The sequence below is a fragment of the Oceanimonas aquatica genome (genome assembly GCF_030732065.1).
Classification (GTDB): Bacteria; Pseudomonadota; Gammaproteobacteria; order Enterobacterales; family Aeromonadaceae; genus Oceanimonas.
Genome location: NZ_JAVBHX010000006.1, coordinates 194,108 through 214,234, shown reverse-complemented (window position 1 = coordinate 214,234; position 20,127 = coordinate 194,108). Strand labels below are relative to the sequence as shown.

22 protein-coding genes are annotated in these 20,127 nt (G+C 60.9%); 4 read left to right on the top strand and 18 right to left on the bottom strand.

From position 1 onward, the window contains the following. Window positions 1–70: 70 nt before the first annotated feature. The 10 genes from iscX to ubiT all read right to left on the bottom strand — a co-directional run bounded on the left by iscX (window position 71) and on the right by ubiT (window position 6,932). Window positions 71–271, bottom strand: a complete 201-nt coding sequence (iscX, locus tag Q9290_RS10675; protein WP_306079635.1) for a Fe-S cluster assembly protein IscX — start codon at window positions 269–271, stop codon at window positions 71–73. 32 nt (window positions 272–303) lie between these two features. After that, window positions 304–642, bottom strand: a complete 339-nt coding sequence (gene fdx / locus Q9290_RS10670; RefSeq protein WP_306079634.1) for an ISC system 2Fe-2S type ferredoxin — start codon at window positions 640–642, stop codon at window positions 304–306. 2 nt (window positions 643–644) lie between these two features. Beyond that, window positions 645–2,489, bottom strand: a complete 1,845-nt coding sequence (gene hscA / locus Q9290_RS10665) for a Fe-S protein assembly chaperone HscA (protein WP_306079633.1) — start codon at window positions 2,487–2,489, stop codon at window positions 645–647. A 5-nt stretch (window positions 2,490–2,494) separates the two neighbouring features. Then, the gene (gene hscB, locus Q9290_RS10660; protein WP_306079632.1) at window positions 2,495–3,013 is read right to left on the bottom strand and encodes a co-chaperone HscB; all 519 of its coding nucleotides are present in this window, start codon (window positions 3,011–3,013) and stop codon (window positions 2,495–2,497) included. 10 nt (window positions 3,014–3,023) lie between these two features. Next, a complete protein-coding gene (gene iscA, locus Q9290_RS10655; RefSeq protein ID WP_306079631.1) occupies window positions 3,024–3,347 on the bottom strand; it encodes an iron-sulfur cluster assembly protein IscA in 324 nt (107 codons plus the stop codon). 12 nt (window positions 3,348–3,359) lie between these two features. Further along, complete coding sequence (gene iscU, locus Q9290_RS10650) at window positions 3,360–3,746, bottom strand: Fe-S cluster assembly scaffold IscU (protein ID WP_306079630.1); 387 nt, start codon at window positions 3,744–3,746, stop codon at window positions 3,360–3,362. Window positions 3,747–3,775: 29 nt separating this feature from the next. Then, the gene (locus Q9290_RS10645; protein ID WP_306079629.1) at window positions 3,776–4,990 is read right to left on the bottom strand and encodes an IscS subfamily cysteine desulfurase; all 1,215 of its coding nucleotides are present in this window, start codon (window positions 4,988–4,990) and stop codon (window positions 3,776–3,778) included. A gap of 51 nt (window positions 4,991–5,041) precedes the next feature. Beyond that, window positions 5,042–5,539: a Fe-S cluster assembly transcriptional regulator IscR gene (gene iscR / locus Q9290_RS10640; RefSeq protein ID WP_306079628.1), complete on the bottom strand. Its 498-nt coding sequence runs from the start codon at window positions 5,537–5,539 to the stop codon at window positions 5,042–5,044. A gap of 83 nt (window positions 5,540–5,622) precedes the next feature. Further along, window positions 5,623–6,351 carry a tRNA (cytosine(32)/uridine(32)-2'-O)-methyltransferase TrmJ gene (gene trmJ / locus Q9290_RS10635; RefSeq protein ID WP_306079627.1) on the bottom strand — a complete coding sequence of 243 codons (729 nt, stop codon included), beginning with the start codon at window positions 6,349–6,351 and terminating at the stop codon, window positions 5,623–5,625. Between the two features lie 59 nt (window positions 6,352–6,410). After that, window positions 6,411–6,932 (bottom strand): ubiquinone anaerobic biosynthesis accessory factor UbiT, encoded by a 522-nt coding sequence (gene ubiT, locus Q9290_RS10630; RefSeq protein ID WP_306079626.1) that lies wholly within the window; start codon window positions 6,930–6,932, stop codon window positions 6,411–6,413. Window positions 6,933–7,081: 149 nt separating this feature from the next. Here ubiT and ubiU point away from each other — a divergent pair, with 149 nt between their 5' ends. Then, window positions 7,082–8,077, top strand: a complete 996-nt coding sequence (gene ubiU, locus Q9290_RS10625) for a ubiquinone anaerobic biosynthesis protein UbiU (protein ID WP_306079625.1) — start codon at window positions 7,082–7,084, stop codon at window positions 8,075–8,077. Window positions 8,078–8,086: 9 nt separating this feature from the next. Continuing rightward, window positions 8,087–8,986 carry a U32 family peptidase gene (locus Q9290_RS10620; RefSeq protein ID WP_306079624.1) on the top strand — a complete coding sequence of 300 codons (900 nt, stop codon included), beginning with the start codon at window positions 8,087–8,089 and terminating at the stop codon, window positions 8,984–8,986. A gap of 23 nt (window positions 8,987–9,009) precedes the next feature. Here the strand turns inward: Q9290_RS10620 and nlpI are convergent, their stop codons facing one another. From nlpI to queA, 6 genes are all read right to left on the bottom strand, one after another. Next, window positions 9,010–9,885, bottom strand: coding sequence for a lipoprotein NlpI (nlpI, locus tag Q9290_RS10615; protein ID WP_306079623.1), 876 nt, complete (start codon window positions 9,883–9,885; stop codon window positions 9,010–9,012). A 143-nt stretch (window positions 9,886–10,028) separates the two neighbouring features. Further along, window positions 10,029–10,973 (bottom strand): protein translocase subunit SecF, encoded by a 945-nt coding sequence (gene secF, locus Q9290_RS10610; RefSeq protein WP_306079622.1) that lies wholly within the window; start codon window positions 10,971–10,973, stop codon window positions 10,029–10,031. A gap of 12 nt (window positions 10,974–10,985) precedes the next feature. Next, window positions 10,986–12,839: a protein translocase subunit SecD gene (secD, locus tag Q9290_RS10605; RefSeq protein WP_306079621.1), complete on the bottom strand. Its 1,854-nt coding sequence runs from the start codon at window positions 12,837–12,839 to the stop codon at window positions 10,986–10,988. A 24-nt stretch (window positions 12,840–12,863) separates the two neighbouring features. Next, window positions 12,864–13,193, bottom strand: coding sequence for a preprotein translocase subunit YajC (yajC, locus tag Q9290_RS10600; RefSeq protein WP_306079620.1), 330 nt, complete (start codon window positions 13,191–13,193; stop codon window positions 12,864–12,866). A gap of 32 nt (window positions 13,194–13,225) precedes the next feature. Further along, window positions 13,226–14,368: a tRNA guanosine(34) transglycosylase Tgt gene (gene tgt, locus Q9290_RS10595; RefSeq protein WP_306079619.1), complete on the bottom strand. Its 1,143-nt coding sequence runs from the start codon at window positions 14,366–14,368 to the stop codon at window positions 13,226–13,228. Between the two features lie 79 nt (window positions 14,369–14,447). Then, complete coding sequence (gene queA / locus Q9290_RS10590) at window positions 14,448–15,509, bottom strand: tRNA preQ1(34) S-adenosylmethionine ribosyltransferase-isomerase QueA (RefSeq protein ID WP_306079618.1); 1,062 nt, start codon at window positions 15,507–15,509, stop codon at window positions 14,448–14,450. A gap of 183 nt (window positions 15,510–15,692) precedes the next feature. On the opposite strand from queA, the gene Q9290_RS10585 reads away from it, so the two are divergent. Then, entirely contained in the window at window positions 15,693–16,205 is a 513-nt protein-coding gene (locus Q9290_RS10585) for a CBS domain-containing protein (RefSeq protein WP_306079617.1), read from the top strand. Further along, a complete protein-coding gene (locus tag Q9290_RS10580) occupies window positions 16,206–16,814 on the top strand; it encodes an acyl carrier protein phosphodiesterase (RefSeq protein ID WP_306079616.1) in 609 nt (202 codons plus the stop codon). Between the two features lie 218 nt (window positions 16,815–17,032). On the opposite strand, the gene Q9290_RS10575 is transcribed toward Q9290_RS10580, so the two are convergent. Together Q9290_RS10575 and Q9290_RS10570 are read right to left on the bottom strand one after the other, a co-directional pair. Further along, a complete protein-coding gene (locus Q9290_RS10575; protein ID WP_306079615.1) occupies window positions 17,033–18,856 on the bottom strand; it encodes a protein kinase domain-containing protein in 1,824 nt (607 codons plus the stop codon). 17 nt (window positions 18,857–18,873) lie between these two features. Next, window positions 18,874–20,124, bottom strand: coding sequence for a 2-oxo acid dehydrogenase subunit E2 (locus Q9290_RS10570; RefSeq protein WP_306079614.1), 1,251 nt, complete (start codon window positions 20,122–20,124; stop codon window positions 18,874–18,876). Between the last annotated feature and the right edge of the window lie 3 nt (window positions 20,125–20,127).

Genomic DNA, 20,127 nt, shown 5'->3' with positions numbered 1-20,127 from the left:
AAGTGGTGAGCTGGAAGCTGGAAGTCTTGGGTTGGAAGCTCACTTACAGCTTCTGGCTTCAAGCTTCAGTTCAGTCGGCTTCGTCCATCCAGGCGAGGATCACCGCTTCGAGGATGCGCTCGTTGGAGTGCTCGGGCTCATCATCGAACTCGTCCAGCTCACAGATCCACTGGTGCAGATCGGTAAAGCGCACGGTTTTGGGATCCACCTCAGGGTGCTGTTCCATCAGCGCCAGGGCAATGTCCAGACTGTCGGTCCATTTCAGGCTCATGCTTTCCCCCTCTCCCTTGGTCTTGTCCGTGATCAGTGGCCTTCAGACACCATGTTCACAGTATATCGCGGGATTTCCACCACCAGGTCTTCGTCGTCGACTTTTGCCTGGCAACCCAGACGGGACTCCGGCTCCAGACCCCAGGCCTTGTCGAGCATGTCGTCTTCCAGCTCGGTGCTTTCTTCCAGCGAGTCAAAACCTTCGCGCACGATCACGTGGCAGGTAGTGCAGGCGCAGGACTTTTCACAGGCGTGCTCAATGTCGATCCCATTGCGCAGCGCCACATCCAGTACGGTTTCGCCATTTTGAGCCTCGACGGCCGCGCCTTCGGGGCACAGATCGGCATGGGGCAGAAATACAATCTTAGGCATGGTTACACCTTGTCCACTCGTTGGCCGGCCAATGCCTTGCGAATGGACGCATCCATTCGGCGGGCGGCAAAGTCGGCGGTTTGTTTGTCGGTCTGTTCAATGGCGCGCTTGATAGCCTCCGGGTCTTCGCCCTGAGCCGCCTGTTGCAGCGCTTCCAGGCTGACCACCACCTCGGCCTTTTCCTGCTCGCTGAGCAGCTCGTCGCCGTCGGCATGCAGGGCACTGATGATGTTCTCCACCACCCGGGCGGCTTCCACCCGCTGCTCGGCCAGCATGCGCGCGGCAATGTCTTCCTGAGCATGCTCAAAAGAGGCTTTCAGCATGGTGGAAATGTCTTCTTCCTTCAGGCCGTAGGAGGGCTTGACCTCAATGCTGGCCTGCACGCCGGAGGATTTTTCCATGGCACTGACCGACAGCAGACCGTCGGCGTCCACCTGAAAGGTCACGCGAATATGGGCGGCGCCGGCGGTCATGGGCGGAATGCCGGTCAGCACAAAGCGGGCCAGAGAGCGGCAGTCGGCCACCAGCTCGCGCTCGCCCTGCACCACGTGAATGGCCATGGCGGTCTGGCCGTCCTTGAAGGTGGTGAACTCCTGCGCCTTGGCCACGGGAATGGTGGTGTTGCGGTGAATCACCTTTTCCACCAGCCCACCCATGGTTTCAAGACCCAGCGACAGCGGGATCACGTCCAGCAGCAGCATGTCGCTGTCGGGCTTGTTGCCGATCAGAATGTCCGCCTGAATGCTGGCACCGATGGCCACCACCTTGTCGGGGTCAATGCTGGTGAGCGGCTCGCGGGCAAAAAACTCCCCTACCCGCTCCCGCACCAGCGGCACCCGGGTGGAGCCACCGACCATCACCACTTGCTGTACCTCGTCCTGATCCACACCGGCATCCTTGAGGGCGCGGCGACAGGCCATCAGGGTCTTGTTGACCCAGGGCTGGATCAGGCTGTTGAACTGATCGCGGCTGAGTTCCCCTTGCCAGCCTTCCCAGCTCACGGTGACAAGGTCGCTGCTGGTCAGGGCAATTTTGGCAGCAGTGGCGGCATCGTGCAGGTTGCGCTGCTGGGCCGGGGTCAGTTCGGTGACGCCAGCCTGGGCCTGAATCCAGTCGCCAAGAGCGTGATCGAAGTCGTCACCGCCCAGAGAGGAGTCGCCGCCGGTGGCCAGCACTTCAAACACGCCCTTGTGCAGGCGCAGAATGGAGATATCAAAGGTACCGCCGCCCAGATCGTACACCGCAATCACTCCTTCCTGGCCGGAGTCCAGGCCGTAGGCAATGGCGGCGGCGGTGGGCTCGTTGAGCAGGCGCAGCACGTTCAGGCCGGCCAGTTTGGCCGCGTCCTTGGTGCCCTGGCGCTGGGCATCATCGAAATAGGCGGGAACCGTGATCACCGCCCCTTCCAGGGGATTGCCCAGGGCGGTTTCGGCGCGCTCACTCAGGGTTTTCAGGATCTCGGCAGAGACCTGCACCGGATTGACAGCGCCCTGAGGCGTGTTCAGCTCGATGATGCCGTCCTGAGTGTCACGAAAGTCGTAAGGCAGTCTGCCTTGAGGCACATCGGCCAGGGCCTTGCCCAGCAGGCGCTTGACCGAGACGATGGTATTCTGCGGATCGAATTCGGCTTCGTGTTTGGCATCAAAGCCCACCCGCAGCCCTTCCGGGGTGTAATGCACCACGGACGGCAGCAGTTCCCGGCCCTGATCGTCGGCTAGGGTGTCGGCCAGGCCGCTGCGCACCACGGCCACCAGGGAATTGGTGGTGCCAAGATCGATGCCAACGGCCCACTTGTGCTCGTGCGGAGCCGCGCTCTGGCCCGGCTCGGAAATTTGTAACAATGCCATGAGATTCAGAATTCCTGCTGGGCGTCTTCCACGCGTTCAAGTTCGGCGTGCAGCTTGACCATGAATTTGAGCTTGCGCACCGTGTCGGCGGCCTCACTCCAGTGACCGGCGTCGAGCTGTTGTTCCAGCTCGCCATAGTAGTCGCCGGAAGCCTGCTTCAGCTCGCGCTCAAAGGCCATGATGGCGGCAAAGACGTCGCTGGCGGCGGGAATCTCTTCCAGCTGCTCGCGCCATTCCATTTGCTGCATCAGGAACATGGGATCCTTGAGGGTCTGCTGCTCGCCGCGAATATCCACGCCCTGCAGCGACAGCAGATATTCGGCCCGGCCGAGGGGATCCTTGAGGGTGGAAAAAGCGTCGTTGATACGGGCGGCCTGTTGCACCGCCTGTAAACGCTCCCGCTCGGGGCGGGAGGCGAATTTGTCGGGATGGAACTGCATCTGCAGCCGGCGATAGGCCTCGGAAAGGGCCTGGCCGTCGAGTTGGAACTGTGCGGGCAGGTCAAACAGCTCAAAGTAGTTCATGCCGCTATCCTTAAACGTTAAAGCTCTCGCCGCAACCGCACTCCCCGGTGATATTGGGGTTGTTGAATCTGAAGCCTTCGTTCAGGCCTTCCTTCACGAAATCCAGCTCGGTGCCATCCAGGTAAACCAGGCTCTTGCTGTCGACGATCACCTTGACCTCGCCATGCTCGAACACCTGATCGCCCTCGGACAGCTCATCCACGAACTCCAGCACATAGGCCAGGCCGGAGCAGCCGGAGGTTTTTACGCCCAGCCGCAGGCCAATGCCCTTGCCCCTGTTGTTCATAAAGGTCTGCACCCGCTGGGCGGCCGCGTCGGTAATGGTGATCGCCATAATGTCTCCGTCTTACGCCAGGTTCTTTTTCTGCTTGTAGTCGTCGATGGCCGCCTTGATGGCATCCTCCGCCAGAATGGAGCAGTGGATCTTCACCGGCGGCAGGGCCAGCTCTTCGGCAATGTCGGTGTTCTTGATGCTGGCGGCTTCGTCCAGGCTCTTGCCTTTCACCCATTCGGTGATCAGCGAGCTGGAGGCGATGGCCGAACCACAACCGTAGGTCTTGAACTTGGCATCCTCGATGATGCCTTCTTCGCTGATCTTCAGTTGCAGCTTCATCACGTCGCCGCAGGCCGGCGCGCCCACCATACCGGTGGCCACACCGGGGTCATTCTTGTCAAAACCGCCAACGTTGCGGGGGTTTTCGTAGTGATCGATTACTTTTTCGCTGTAAGCCATGATTCAATTCCTCTGCAGTCCGTCACACCTTAATGGTGTACCCACTCAACTTTTTCCAGGTCCACGCCATCCTTGAACATCTCCCACAACGGAGACATTTCCCGCAGGCGGCCAATGGCCTCGTTCACCAGCTGAATCGCGTAGTCCACTTCTTCCTCGGTGGTGAAGCGGCCGATGCTGAAACGAATGGAGCTGTGCGCCAGTTCGTCGTTCAGGCCCAGGGCACGCAGCACGTAGGAGGGCTCCAGGCTGGCGGAGGTACAGGCCGAGCCGGAGGAGACCGCCAGATCTTTCAGGGCCATCATCAGGGACTCGCCTTCTACATAGGCAAAGCTGATGTTGAAAATGCCCGGCACCCGTTGTTCCAGGTCACCGTTAACGTAGACTTCTTCAATGTTTTTCACGCCGTTGTAAAGGCGGTCACGCAGAGTGCGAATACGCTCGCCCTCGGCCTGCATTTCTTCCTTGGCAATGCGGAAGGCCTCGCCCATGCCCACAATCTGGTGGGTGGCCAGGGTGCCGGAGCGCATGCCGCGCTCGTGACCGCCACCGTGCATCTGGGCTTCCAGACGTACTCGGGGCTTGCGGCACACATACAGGGCGCCAATGCCCTTGGGGCCGTAAATCTTGTGGGCCGACAGCGACAGCAGGTCGATGTTCATATCTTTGACGTCCACCGGAATCTTGCCGGCGCTCTGGGCGGCATCCACGTGGAACATGATCTTGCGGCTGCGGCACAGCTCACCAATGGCTTTCACATCCTGAATCACGCCGGTTTCGTTGTTGACGTGCATGATGCTCACCAGAATGGTGTCGTCGCGCAGGGCGCCTTCGATTTGTTCCAGAGTGAACAGACCGTTGGGCTGCGGCTCGAGATAGGTCACTTCAAAGCCTTCCCGCTCCAGCTGACGGCAGGGATCCAGTACCGCCTTGTGCTCGGTCTTGGACGTGATGATGTGTTTGCCCTTCTTGCCATAGAAGTGGGCAATGCCCTTGATGGCCAGGTTGTCGGACTCGGTGGCACCGGAGGTGAACACGATTTCCCGCGGGTCGGCGTTGATCAGATCGGCAATCTGGTTGCGGGCGATATCGACCGCCTCTTCCGCCTGCCAGCCAAAACGGTGGGAGCGGGAAGCCGGGTTACCGAAAAAGCCGTCCGGGGTCAGGTATTGCATCATTTTTTCGGCGACGCGAGGGTCTACCGGGCAGGTAGCCGCATAGTCGAGATAAATGGGCAGTTTCATCATATTCTCCGTTCCAACGCTGCCCTGTACGGCAGTCTTGTCATCGACATTTTAAAGTTGAACTTTAACGCTCACAGACTGTTCCTGGCTTTCTCCCAGGTTCAGCATGCTCAGATGTTTGTCTTGTTGTCCAGATATGCGCCGGACCTCGTTCTGGCTGACCAGCTCCGCCAGGGTAATGGCGTCGAGAAAATTGCTGATCCGCTCGCTCAGGGCACACCACAGGGAGTGGGTCAGGCACTGATTGCCGCCATGGCAGTCACCCTTGCCCTGACACTTGGTGGCATCCACCGACTCATCCACGGCGGCGATCACCGCGCCCACGGAAATGTCGCCGGCGTCCTGTCCCAGCAGGTAGCCGCCGCCCGGACCGCGTACGCTGCTCACCAGCCCCTGCTTGCGCAGGCGGGAGAACAACTGTTCAAGATAGGACAGGGAGATACCCTGCCGCTCCGAGATGTCGGCCAGGGATACCGGACCCTCGTTGGCATGCAGCGCCACGTCCAGCATGGCAGTAACCGCATAACGCCCTTTCGATGTCAGTCTCATGGATTCAAACCGTTTTCGAACATGGCGTCAGAGTGTCATACCCGAGTGTTTCAGTCAAGTATTTAACCCAGTGCAACAGTCGGTTATTCCGTGTTTTTTTGCGCAATGCTACGCTGCACCGAGGTGAGGATACCACGCAGTATGTTGAGCTCGTGATCTTCCGGCCGGGCCCGGTTAAACAGCCGGCGCAGCTTGGTCATCACCTGCCCCGGGTGCGGCTTGATGATAAAGCCGGTGTCGAGCAGGGTCTGTTCCAGATGCTCAAAAAACCGTTCCAGATCCGACGCCAGCGGGTAATCTTCCGCGACCGGCTGTTCCTGGGTACCGGCCAGCCAGGCCATGCGCACTTCGTAACTGAGGGTCTGCACCGCCATCGCCAGATTGAGCGAGCTGTACTCGGGGTTGGCGGGAATGGCCACATGATAATGGCACTGCTGTAGCTCTTCGTTGGTGAGCCCGGTGCGCTCCCGGCCGAATACCAGCGCCACCTTGTGCCTGGGTGCTTCCGCCATCGCCTTCTCTCCCGCTTCGCGGGCATTGAGCATGGGCCAGGACCAGGTGCGGGAACGGGCGCTGGTGCCGATCACCAGGCCACAATCGGCCACCGCCTCGGCCAGGGTCGGCACGGTGCGGGCATTGGCCAGAATGTCACTGGCGCCGGCCGCCAGTGCCACCGACTGGCCGTCGGGGGGGCTGGCCGGATCCACCAGGCACAGATCGCTCAGGCCCATGGTTTTCATGGCCCGGGCGGCAGAGCCCATGTTGCCGGTATGGGAGGTGTTTACCAGCACGATGCGTACTTGCTCAAGCATGTTGACTTTAATTCCGTTGCGCTTAAGGCGCAGGATGGTAACACAGTCATCTAAGGGGGTCAGGTTTTATCCTTACGGCCATTGCCCGCGTCTCCGGGCCGGCGCCCGGCCTGCTGCAGCACCCTTGCCATCAGCCCCAGCAAGCGACGAAACCAGAGCGGCTGTTGCTCGGGCTCCAGCCGGTCGAGCAGGTTTTTGCACTCCAGCCCCAGCTCGGTGTCGCCGGTGATCAGCAGCCGGCGCTGAAAAAACAGGGTATCGGGATCGCAATCCCGGTTGCTGAGGCGGATCAAATCATTAAACCCGGCCCGAACCACCACATCGGCCTGCTGTTCGGGCAGCACCCTCAGGGTGTCACCGGCCAGGGTCAGGGTCAGCCGGTAATCGAGATCCGGCACCCACACCTGCAGCCGTCGCCCCTGCAGAAAACCCAGCTCGCCCTGGCGCAGCGGCTCGGCCAGCACCCGACGCAGCACGGGCTCCAGCAGTGGTGCCTGCAGCGCCACCGGCACTCGCGCCAGTGGTATCCTGAGCCAGCCCGGTCCCCGCTGGCTGAGCTGTTGACAAATGATCGGCAGCATAATGCCTCCCTTGTAAAAGGCCTGATCTCACCATGCCGCCACCTTGCGGTTCCTGCGCCAAATCAAATCGGCTGCAGTTGTTTCAAATCAAATTCCCCGGTTGCCATCCCCTTTAGAGTGACCGTCTTCTGTACCGGGGAGCCATTATCATGGAATTGCTCTGTCCCGCCGGCAGTCTGCCGGCACTGAAATCTGCGGTCGATCAGGGTGCCGATGCGGTTTACATCGGCTTCAAGGATCAGACCAACGCCCGTCATTTCGCCGGCCTGAATTTCACGCCACACAGCCTGCAACAGGGTATCGACTACCTGCGCCGGCACGACCGCAAGCTGCATGTGGCCATCAACACCTTTGCCCATCAGGGCCGTGAAAAGGTCTGGCAAGGAGCGGTGGATCAGGCCATGAGCCTCGGCGCCGATGCCCTGATCATTGCCGATACCGCCATACTGGCCTACGCCGCCCGCCGCTATCCCGGTGCTGAGCTGCACCTGTCGGTGCAGGCCAGCGCCACCAATGCGGCCGCCATTCGCTTTTTTCAGCAAAACTTCGGCGTGCGCCGGGTGGTGCTGCCGCGGGTGCTGTCCATTCAGCAGGTGCGCCAGATTGCCAGAGACACCGATGTCGAACTGGAGGTATTCGCCTTTGGCAGCCTGTGCATTATGGCCGAAGGGCGCTGCTACCTGTCTTCCTACCTGACCGGCGAAAGTCCCAACACGGTCGGCGCCTGCTCCCCGGCCCGCTTTGTGCGCTGGGAAGAAAAAAGCGGCCGGCTAGAGTCCCGCCTCAATAACGTGCTGATCGACCGCTTTGCCGAGGATGAGCAGGCCGGCTACCCCACCCTGTGCAAGGGCCGCTTTGAGGTGGATGGCAAGCACTATCACACCCTGGAAGAGCCCACCAGCCTCAACACCCTGGGCTTGCTGCCCGAGCTGGCCCGGCTGGGGGTGAAGTCGGTCAAAATCGAAGGCCGCCAACGCAGCCCCGCCTATGTGGGTCAGGTGACTCAGGTCTGGCGCCGAGCCCTGGACGCCTGCCTGCATGGCCCCGGCGCTTATGGCATTGAGCCCGCCTGGCAACAGCAGCTCGACACCCTCTCCGAAGGCAGCCAGACCACCCTGGGTGCCTACCACCGCAAATGGCAATAGGAGCCGCGCATGCACGTTAATCTGGGTCCCCTGCTGTTTTTCTGGCCCCGCCAGCAGGTTGAGGACTTCTACCAGGCCGCCCTCGATACGCCCTGCCGGCGTATTTACCTGGGCGAAACCGTCTGCCCCAAACGCCGCGAGCTGAAAACCGGCGACTGGCTGGAACTGGCCCAGGCGCTGGCCGCCGCCGGCAAGGAAGTGGTGTTGTCCACCCTGACACTGATCCAGGCGCCGGCGGAGCTGCAAATCATTCAAAAACTGTGTGAGCAGGGTGAACTGCAGATTGAAGCCAACGATCTGGGTGCGGTGCAACTGGCCCACGAGCGGGGCCTGCCCTTTGTGGCCGGGCCGGCGCTCAATGTGTACAACCTGGACACACTGCAGCTGTTACTGGACAAGGGCATGACCACCTGGGTGCCGCCGGTGGAGCTGTCCCGGGACTGGCTGTGGCGTATTCATCAGGCGGCGGACGCGGCCGGCATTCGTGACCACTTTCAGCTGGAGGTGTTCGGCTACGGTCACCTGCCCCTGGCCTGGTCGGCGCGCTGCTTTACCGCCCGGGCGGAAAACCGGCCCAAGGACGAATGCGAGCTGGTGTGCATTCAGTATCCCGCCGGCCGCCTGGCCAACACGCAGGAAGGTCAGCCGGTGTTCAACCTGAACGGCATTCAGACCCAGTCCGGCTATTGCTACAACCTGATCAACGATGTGGCCGGCATGCAAGGCTGGGTGGATGCGGTGCGCATCAGCGCCCACAGCCCCGAGTGTCTGGCATGGATTGAACGCTTTGCCGGACCGGCCGAACCGGATGGCTGGCCGCTTGAATCCCGCTATTGCAACGGATACTGGAACCAGCTGCCGGGCATGGAGTGGCTGCCGTCACCGGCAACCATGGAAATCAGCGAATAAGCAAGGCGAGCCGGCTCTCGGCCTCAGCGGGTCAGGCGGGCCTGCTGGCCCATCAGGTCGAGTTCCAGCAGGGCATAGCGGTGCTCGACAAAGTCGTAGATGTTTGTGGCCAGGGCCAGCTTGAGGTAAACCTCGGCCTGCTCCGGCTCGTTCTGGTGCTGAGCCAGCTTGGCCAGGTAGAAATAGGCCTCGCATAACATCTCGGCCAGCTCCTGGTTGTCCTGACTACGCTCGGATATACGGTTAAGCAATTCCGCCGGGGTCAGGGTGCCGAGGTAAACATCGACGATATCCCAGGCCCATTCCTCGCTGCCATATTGAGCGCGGTGCCCGGCCATGTGCTCCAGCGCCGTGTCGGGGGTGGCCCGCTCCAGCGCCAGGTACCACCACAGCAGGCGGTAAGGATCGTCGGGCTCTTCATCGAGAAACACTTTCAGATCCCGCGCCGCCAGCTCGGGCCGACCGCCGTAGTAAAGGGCAATGCCCCGGTTCAGGTTGGCATATACATAGCCCGGCGCCAGCTCCAGCGCCGAATCAAAGGACTCGTAGGCTTCGTCAAATTCCTGATTCTGGGTCAGGTAAACGCCGTTCAGGTTATAGGCATCGGCAAAGTCCGGCTGCTCCCGCAGGGCCCGGTTGAAGTCGAGCCGGGCCATGGCCCGCAGACCCACCCGATCAAACACCACACCGCGCTGAAAAAACAGCTCGGCACGTTGCTCCGGAGAGAGGCCGGGATCGTTGAGCATCTGCCCCAGGCGGGCAATACCCAGTTCACTCTGGTAGGAAACCTGCATCGGTACCGGCAACACCAGGGTTGGCGTCAGTACCTTGGGCGCACTGCAACCGGTCAGCATCATGCCCAGCAGGGTCAGCGGACCGAGCAAAAATCTGTGTTTCAAGAAGGCTCCGAACTTGTCTTGTTCTATGACCCCATGTTATGCAGCTGCACGACGTTTGTCATGCTGCAAATGCAATCAATCACCAGAAAGGCGCTTAAAAAGAAAAAGGAGCCCGAAGGCTCCTTGTGTTTGCACACTGGCACTTACATCAGCGATTCCTGATCCGCTCCTTCCTTTTCCACCGGCGGCGGCAGCATGTGCTCCCGCTTGACCCCGAGCAGCATGGCCCAGGCGCTGGCGATATAGATGGAGGAATAGGTACCGAAACCAATGCCCAGCAGCAGGGCGGTGGCAAACCCGTGGATCAGCGCGCCGCCCTTCATGAACAGCGCCACCACTACCACCAGGGTGGTGGCCGAGGTGATCAGGGTCCGGCTCAGGGTGTCGGTAATGGCTTCGTCAAAGACCATGGAAGTGGTGGCCTCGCGTACCCGGCGAAAGTTTTCCCGCACCCGGTCAAACACCACTATGGTGTCGTTGAGGGAGTAACCCACCACCGTCAGCAGCGCCGCGACTATGGTCAGATCCACCTCGATCTGCAGCCAGGAAAACACCCCCAGGGTGATGATAACGTCGTGGCCCAGCGACAGCACGGCACCGGACGCCAGCCGCCATTCAAAGCGCATGCCCACGTACAGCAGAATACACAGCAGCGCCACCAGAATGGCCAGACCGCCCTGCTCGGCCAGCTCCTTGCCGATGGACGGGCCGACAAATTCCAGCCGCTTCATCTCGGCATTCGCCGACAACTGCTGCATGGCGGCAATGGCCGCATCGCCCTGCTGCTGCACATTGGCGCCTTCCTGAGGCGGCATGCGGATCAGCAGATCACGGCTGGTGCCAAAGTGCTGCACGGTGGCGCCATCCAGGCCGGCCTCTTCCAGCTTTGCACGCACGCCATCCAGCTCTACCGCCTGCTCAAAGGCCACTTCCACCACGGTGCCGCCGGTAAAGTCCAGGCCCCAGTTCAGGCCGCGGGTGGCCAGGCTGAAAAAGCACAGGCCAATCAGCACCAGCGACAGCACGGTGGCGCCCTTTGAAAAGCGCATAAAGGGCAGTGCCTTTTTGGTCTTGAGGATTTCAAACATCGCTCAAACTCCTCATATCGACAGCTTCTTGAGACGCTTGCCGCCCCAGAGCAGGTTGACCAGGGCCCGGGTACCGACAATGGCGGTAAACATGGAGGCCAGAATGCCGATCATCAGGGTCACGGCAAAGCCCTTGATGGGGCCGGTGCCGACCGCAAACAGAATGATGGCGGTAATAAAGGTGGTGATGTTGGCATCGGTAATGGTGCCAAAGGCCTTTTCATAGCCCATGTGAATGGCCTGCTGAATGCTGCGACCATCCCGCAATTCCTCGCGAATACGCTCGAAGATCAGCACGTTGGCATCCACCGACATACCTATGGTCAACACGATACCGGCAATGCCTGGTAGGGTCATGGTTGCTCCCGGCACCATGGACATGACGCCGATGATGATCACCAGGTTGGCCAGCAATGCCAGGTTGGCCACCAGGCCAAACTTGCGATAGTAGATGCTCATGAACAGCACCACCGCCAGCAGGCCGTAGATCATGGCCAGCAGGCCGTTTTCCACATTCTGCTGCCCCAGGCTCGGACCTATGGTGCGCTCTTCCACTATCTGAATGGGCGCAATCAGGGCACCGGCCCGCAGCAGCAGCGCCAGGTTCTGGGCTTCGGCCATGGAGTCGATGCCGGTGATGCGGAAGCTGCGGCCCAGCCGGGACTGAATGGTGGCCACGTTAATGACTTCCTGCTCCTTGCGCAGGCTGGGCTTGCCATCCTTGCCGGGCTGGTCTCCGGGCTTGTACTCGGTGAACACCGTTGCCATGGCCCGGCCCACGTTGTCCTTGGTAAAGTCGGCCATGCGGCTGCCACCCGGGGCATCCAGGCTGATGTTCACCTGCGGCCGGCTGAACTCGTCCATGCCGGAGTTGGCGTCGACGATGTGCTCACCGGTGAGGATCACCCGCTTTTGCAGCACCACGGCCCGGCCATCGCGATCGGAGAACAGCTCGGAGCCGGGCGGTACTCTGCCCGCCGCCGCGGCGGCGGCATCGGCGCGCTCATCCACCAGACGAAATTCCAGGGTGGCGGTGGCCCCGAGGATTTCCTTGGCGCGGGCGGTGTCCTGAATGCCCGGCAGCTGCACCACGATGCGGTCGGCACCCTGGCGCTGTACCAGCGGTTCGGCCACACCCAGCTCGTTCACCCGGTTACGAATAATGGTGATGTTTTGTTGCAGGGCGTATTCCTTCACTTCCTTCAGCCGCTGCTCGCTCATCACCGCCAACAGACCAAAGCTGTCGCCATTGTCACGAGTGGTGAACACCAGCTCGGGATTACGCTGACGCAAATGGCTGATGGCCTTGTCGCGGGTGTCTTCGTCGCGGAACACCACCAGGGTGCCACCATCGCGATTGAGTACGCCGGAGTAGCGCAGCCGCTCCTGGCGGAGTTCGGTCCGAAAGTCCTGTACCGTCTGCTCCTGTACTCGGTTCAGGGCTTCGTCCATGTCCACTTCCATCAGGAAATGCACGCCGCCACGCAGATCCAGGCCCAGTTTGAGCGGGCCGGCACCAATGGCTTCCAGCCAGGCGGGGGTAGAGGGGGCCAGGTTGAGGGCGGTGACGTAATCATCCCCCAGCGCATCGGCAACCAGATCCTTGCCCTTGAGCTGGTCGTCGGTATTGCGGAAACGAATAAGAAGCTGGTCGTTTTCCAGGGCGGCGCTTTTCACGTCGATGCCGGCCTGGGTCAGGCTTTGCTGAGCCTTGACCAGAATGTCGGAAGAAACCTGGGTACCGCGGCTGCCGGACACCTGAAGCGCCGGGTCTTCACCAAACAGGTTGGGTGCTGCATAAAGAAAACTGATGGTGATCACCAGGACCACCATCAAGTATTTCCACAGCGGATATCGATTCAACACGCTGTGCTCCTCGACAGGAAAGAATTAGAGGGACTGAATGGAGCCCTTGGGCAGGACGGCAGTGATGAAGTCCTTCTTGATGGTCACCTGGCTTTGCTCGCTCAGGCTCAGTACCACGTAGTCGTTTTCGGCGGAGATCTTGGCAATCTTGCCTACCAGGCCACCGTTGGTCAGCACTTCGTCGCCCTTGCTCAGGGAAGACATCAGGTTCTTGTGCTCTTTGACCCGCTTGGACTGGGGGCGGAAAATCATGAAGTAGAAAATCAGGCCAAACACCACCAGCATGATGATCATTTCCATACCGCCACCGGCGGCGCCGCCACCCTGGGCGTAGGCACTCGAGATAATATCCATTCTTGCAGTTTCCTCGTTATGGTTAAAAGCCGTTATTCACTTGTCGATTCTGGCTGACCCAGCGGCGGCACGGGTTTGCCCTGCCGACGATAGAACTCTGCCACAAAGTCATCTAATTTACCCTGCTCAATGGCGCCCCGTAAACCTTCCATCACCCGCTGATAAAAACGCAGGTTGTGAATGGTGTTTAAACGCGCACCCAGGATCTCGTTGCACTTGTCGAGATGATACAGGTAGGCCCGAGTGTAATTCTTGCAGGTATAGCAGTCGCAATCGGCATCCAGCGGGCTGGTGTCGGTCTTGTGTTTGGCGTTGCGGATCTTGACCACGCCATCGGTAGTGAACAGGTGGCCGTTACGGGCGTTGCGGGTCGGCATCACACAGTCGAACATGTCGATGCCCCGGCGTACGCCTTCCACCAGATCTTCCGGCTTGCCCACACCCATCAGGTAGCGGGGCTTGTCTTCGGGAATTTTCGGGCAGGTATGCTCCAGCACCTTGTGCATCTCGTGCTTGGGCTCACCCACCGCCAGGCCGCCCACGGCGTAGCCGTCAAAGCCGATCTCGAGCAGGCCTTCAAGGGACTGATCCCGCAGATCTTCGTAAACACTGCCCTGAATAATGCCGAACAGGGCGTTCTTGTTGCCCTGCTTGTCGAAGTGATCCCGGGAGCGTTTGGCCCAGCGCAGCGACATTTCCATGGACTTTTTGGCCTCTTCCCAGGTCGCCGGGTACGGGGTGCACTCGTCCATGATCATCACCACATCGGAGCCCAGATCGTACTGGATCTCCATGGACACTTCCGGTGACAGGAAGATCTTGTCGCCGTTGACCGGGTTGCGGAAATGCACGCCTTCTTCGGTGATCTTGCGAATGTCACCCAGGCTGAACACCTGAAAGCCGCCAGAGTCGGTGAGGATCGGTCCCTGCCAGTTCATAAAGTCGTGCAGGTCGCCATGCATTTTCATCACTTCCTGCCCGGGACGGATCCACAGGTGAAAGGTGTTGCCCAGCAGTATATGGGCGCCGGTGGCGGCCACTTCTTCCGGGGTCATGCCCTTGACGGTGCCATAGGTGCCCACCGGCATAAAGGCCGGGGTTTCCACCACGCCTCGATCAAAGACAAGCCGGCCGCGGCGGGCGCGTCCGTCTGTGGTATCCAGTTCAAATTTCATTGTTACCTCACTGGCCGGAGAAACAGTCCGACCTTTGTTTTTGGGGGAATAGGGAGCAGGGACTAGGGAATGGCAGTCCCTATTCACTATTCCCCATTCCCTCTTGTTTGGTAATAAACATGGCGTCGCCGTAACTGAAGAAACGGTAACGCTCGGCCACCGCCTGGCGGTAGGCCTCCATAATATGGTCCTGGCCGGCAAAGGCGCTGACCAGCATGATCAGGGTCGACTCCGGCAGGTGGAAATTGGTGACCATGGCATCCACCAGCTGAAAGCGATAGCCGGGGTAAATAAAGATATCGGTATCGCCGTAAAACGGCGCCAGCCTCTCGCCCCTGGCGAGACTGGCCTGAGCGGCGCTTTCCAGTGAACGCACCGAGGTGGTGCCCACGGCGATCACGCGGCCGCCCCGCGCCCGAGTGGCCTCGATTTGCGCCACTACCTCCGGCGGCACTTCGATGTATTCGGCATGCATCTTGTGCTCGAGCACATTGTCGACCCGCACCGGCTGAAAGGTGCCCGCGCCCACGTGCAGGGTAATAAAGGCCAGCTCGGCGCCCTTGGCGCGAATGGCATTCAAGAGCGGCTCGTCAAAATGCAGACCGGCGGTGGGCGCGGCCACGGCGCCGGGCTTTTCATTGTAAACGGTCTGGTAGCGTTCCTTGTCGGCGTCGGTATCGGGCCGGTCGATGTAGGGCGGCAAGGGCATGTGGCCCACCGCTTCCAGGATGTCCAGCACGGAGCGCTCGTCGTTGAATTCGATTTCAAACAGGGCGTCGTGACGGGCCACCATGGTGGCGCTGACGTCGGGCTCAAGAATAAGCTCGGTGCCGGGTTTGGGCGATTTGGAGGAACGGACGTGGGCCAGCACCCGCTTGTCGTCGAGTACCCGCTCCACCAGCACTTCCAGCTTGCCGCCGCTGGCCTTGCGGCCAAAAAGCCGCGCCGGAATGACCCGGGTGTTGTTGAACACCAGTAAATCGCCGGGCTTGATCAGATCCAGAATATCGCCAAAGCGGCCGTGAACCAGGTTCCCGGTGTTGCCGTCGAGCTGCAGCAACCGGCTGGCGGTGCGCTCGGGCATGGGATGACGGGCAATGAGTTCATCGGGAAGTTCAAAGGAAAAATCTTGGACCTGCATAACCACCTCTGTATAAGACGAGCGCTAGTCTAGTGAGGCCACCCAGAGGGATCAAGGCAATTCGATGTTGAAACAAGGGCCCACCGCCACCGAAACCGGGCAATCTTTGCAATGAGCGTGATCCCGGTCAGGTTACTGGCCCATGGTGTTGGGCTATCTTGATATAAAAAGAGGAGAACCACTATGCCCGCCATCGTTTCCGAGATCATGTCATCCCGCGTGCTGGGGCTGCCTCCTTCGGCCACCCTGGCCGACGCCCGTACCTTTATGCAGCGCCATCATATTCGTCACCTGCCGGTGGTGGAGCATGAACAACTGGTAGGGCTGATCAGCCAGCGGGATATTCTGGCCGCCCAGGAGTCCAGCCTGGAGCAGGGCCGCAATGGCCAGTTTCTGCAACAGCATACTCTCACTGAAATCATGATCACCGGGGTCACCACCGTCAGCCCCCATGCGGGCATTCGCGAGGCGGCGCTGTACCTGCAAAAGCACAAATATGGCTGCCTGCCGGTGGTGGACAAGGGCAAACTGGTGGGCATCGTCACCGACAGCGACTTTGTGGCCGTGGCCATTCACCTGCTGGAAGTGCTCGACAACCAGCTGAACGAGCAGGATGACGACCTCGACGCCAGCGAGCTGGACGAACTGCAAACCGAGGCCGAGGGCTTTGAATACCGCGATGACTCGCCCAGCTGAATGAATTACCTGGCCCACCTGCATCTGGCCGACCTCAGCCACACCAGCCTGGCCGGCGCCCTGCTGGGGGAATATGCCCGGGGCGCGTTGAATCCTGCCCTGCCGGTGGCCCTGCAAACCGGCATACTGCTGCACCGGCGCATCGACAGCTTCACCGACGCCCATCCATTGCACGCGGGCAGAGTACGCGCTCTGCCCTCGCCGTTTCGCCGCTTTGGCGGCATTATCACCGACATGATGTTCGATCACTTTCTGGCCCGGCACTGGCCACGTTTTCATGCTCAGCCCCTAGAGGCATTTGTGCAACAGGCCCATGCCGAATTGCAGCCCGACCGGCACTGGCCCGAGGCCATGGTGTTGCTGGTGTCCCGCATGAAGCAAAACAGGCTGCTGCTGCACTACCGGGAATTCGACGGCATTATCACCGCGCTGTCCCGTATTGACCGGCGCTTTAAGTGCCCCACGCCCCTGCCTTACTGCCGTTCCCTGCTGGAGCAGTACTACCACGATATGGAAACCGCCTTTCTCGGCTTCTACCCCGAGCTGGAAAAGTTTGTGCTGAACGAAGCCGAGTTGGTCAAAGAAACCACTCGGCCGACACGCCGTTAATATCTGCCACTCGTCGTTTTAGCCCGCTGCGAACATTCACTGGATGTTCGGTCGGGCAAAACGCCTCGTCCCGGCTCACAAGTGCGCCCCATGGGGGCTCCACTGCGCCTCTGATCGCCATGGATGGCGGGAATGCCGAAAATGCAGGAGCAATTTTCGGCAGTGGCGCAGAGGGTACGGCCGAGCGGCATTCTTTGCCCAGCCCTCACCAGCAAAGCTTACTGAGATAACCAGGCCCGGGGGTTGGCGGGATAAAAGCAGTCGGGCCGCACCGGCTGGTGAGTAAAAAAGCGGGTATTCTTGCAGGGCAGTTTCATAAAGCCGCCCACGCCCTGATCGTCGATTAACGGAATGAGCTCGACAATCTGTGCCAGCAGGGCGGCAAACTCCGCTTCGGCCGCAGCATCCAGCAAGCGGTAATAGCTGTGCAGCTTGAGATGTTCGGACGTGACTTCAAAAATAATGCAGCCGGTGTGGTGGATCGGGTTAAGCCGGGCAATCACCTCCATAATGGCGGCGGGCAACACCAGTTGTTCGTCCGGATCCCGGCCATCCTCAAAATAGGAATGAGGCTGGCGATCGGCACCGGTGTCGGGCCGGTCCGCCAGCCGGTAGGGAATAGCCATGCCCGGTGGTGGCACAAAGGGCTGTGTTGCGTCACAGCGGCTCAGGTGCAGGGTGTTGCGTGCATTGAACAGACAGGCCTTGAACACCCCGGTTTTGGTGATGGCCCGGGCCAGGCTTACCACGTTGTTGACCGCCACGCCAAAGGCCGGCAACAACGCCCGGTCGTAAAGATTAAGGCTGGAGTCAATGTCCACACCCTGTTCATGCCAGTGAATGGCCAGTCCGCCCATTACCGGGTAGCGCCCCAGCCGGCTGACCGCGGCCACAAAGGCCTTTTCGGTTTCGCCCATGCCTTCGAGGTATTGCTTGTAGTAACGCTCCAGCTGGGCGTCGGCCACCTGGTGAATGTCTTCCCGCTCGCTGCGCTCGCGCAGAAACGACTTGCGCGAGGAATACACCACTGTGTCGATGTCGCGACCGCCAATGCTTGGCCACACAGGCAGTTGCGGACTGTCGTCAAACAGCGGCAGCTCGGGCAGTACCAGTTGCCTGAGCCGGGGCATGGCGTTCAGCCAATAGTCCCCGGCCCGGCGGCGACGCTCGGGATCGTCGTCGAGCAGGGCATCGAGCAACAGGGCAAACTCTTTTGGCAGCCCCAGGCTGGTGGCGGGCACGGCCTTGCGGCCAAAGCGGCAGGCCTGGCCCGAGGCCAGAGCGTAAAGGGTGCCAGCCACGCCCTGCTCATCAAAACGGGGGCTCGACAAGGCCCCGGCGAGCTGCTCCGGGCCGATAAAATACACATCCCCCATGCGGGCATTGGACTGCTGCAAATCCCCCGACAGCAGCGCCAGCCCCTGAGCGCCGGCCCAGTGGCCCTTGGCGTCCAGCTGAGCAAACACCGACGAGCCCCAGTCCACCAGGCTGATGCGGCCGGTGCTCGTGTCATACATGATGTTTGAAGGCTTGATATCGCCATGCACCACGGGCGCGGGCTCGCCGTCACGAGTATGCCGGCGCAATGCCTGCAAAATGTCCGCCAGCTGGGCGGCAATGTCGATGACTTCCCGGGCCGACAGCCGGCCCCGGCGCAGGCTGTAGTGTTCCAGATCTTCCCCTGGCGCCCGGCTCATCAGCAACACGCCCTGGCGACCGCGCAGGGCGTAGGCCAGGTACTTCGGCACCAGCGGATGCTGCACGCAGGACAGCATATAGGCTTCGTCGGCCAGTCGTTCGCGCACGGCCTCGGGCAGGTCGATACGGGAAAACTTGAATGCCACCTGCTCGCCATGGGTACCGGTGCCGGCAAAGGTAAAACCGTACACCCCCTTGCCCGCCAGGCTGATGTTCCGGTAACCCAGCTTTTCCAGCTCGGCGATGCACAGGGCAATCCAGTCTTTCAGCTTTTGCGCGTCGTTGGCGCTCAGCAGGTAGATGGACTGCTCTTCGGGAATATAAAAGTTGCCCAGGGCATCCATGGCCGGCTCCGCTTCAGTTAATGCAGCCGGGCCAGCATGCGTTCGGGCTGCTCCAGGTACTGCTGCCAGCAACGGTTAAAGCGGGCCAGGGTGGCGCCATCCACCACCCGGTGATCCGCCGACCAGCACACCGTCATGATATGCCGGGCCACCACCGCATCCTGCTCGTCGAAGCGGGGCAAGCGTTGCATCCGCCCAAGGGCGGCAATGGCCAGCTGGGGCGGGTTAACGATGGGCGTGGATACGGTGCCCCCCAGCACGCCAATATTGGACAGGCTGATGGTGGCACCGGCCAACTCGCTTTGCGTCAGCCGCCCGGCCCGGGCCGCCTCGGACAGACGGTTGAGCTCTCGCGCCAGGTTCAGCAATGACTTGTCTTCGCAATGGTGCAACACAGGTACCAGCAGGCCGGCCTGAGTATCCACCGCCACCCCCACATGGTGGCCGTCTTCATACACCAGGGTCTGACCGTCGTCGTCGAGCCGGGCGCCCAGCAGCGGATAGTCCGACAACGCCAGTGACAGCGCCTTGATAAAAAACGGCAACAGGGTCAGTTTTACCCCTTCCCGTTCAAACTCGGGCGCCAGCCGGGCTTTCAGGGTGAGTAATTCATCGAGGCAAAACTCCTCGCAATAGGTAAAGCGGGGAATGGAGAGGCTGGCGGTCATGTGCCGGGCCATGGCGGCACGCACGCCGGTGACCGGCTCGCGCCAGACTGAGCTTTCCTGCCCCCCTGTTGTGCCCTGAGCGTGCAGCCAGGCTTCCACATCTTCCTTGTAGACCCGGCCCTTGTCGCCGGAGCCGGGCACTTGCGTCAGATCCACATTGTGCTCCCGGGCCAGCCTTCGCACCGCCGGACTGGCCACGGCCCGGTTACCGGCCATCGCGGCCGGCTCGGAACGGGCCGTGGGGGCGTTTGCCGGCGCGGGTAAAGGCTCGTTCACCGGCCCAGCTTGCGGCTCCGGTTTCGGCTCCGGTTTCGGTTCTGGTTTCGGCTCCGGCTGCGCTTCAGCCCCGGTACTCCCCTCGCCCGCCAGCTCCATTTCAAACAGGGGCGCATGGACTTTCGCCATGTCGCCCTTGTTCACGTGCAACCGAGTAATAATGCCGGCATGCACCGCCGGGATCTGCACCAGGGCCTTGTCGGTCATCACATCGCAAATGGCCTGATCTTCCTCCACCCGGTCGCCCTCGGCCACCAGCCACTCCACCAGCTCGCATTCCACTATGCCTTCGCCGATATCCGGCAGAAAAAAGTCCTGTTTCATGCC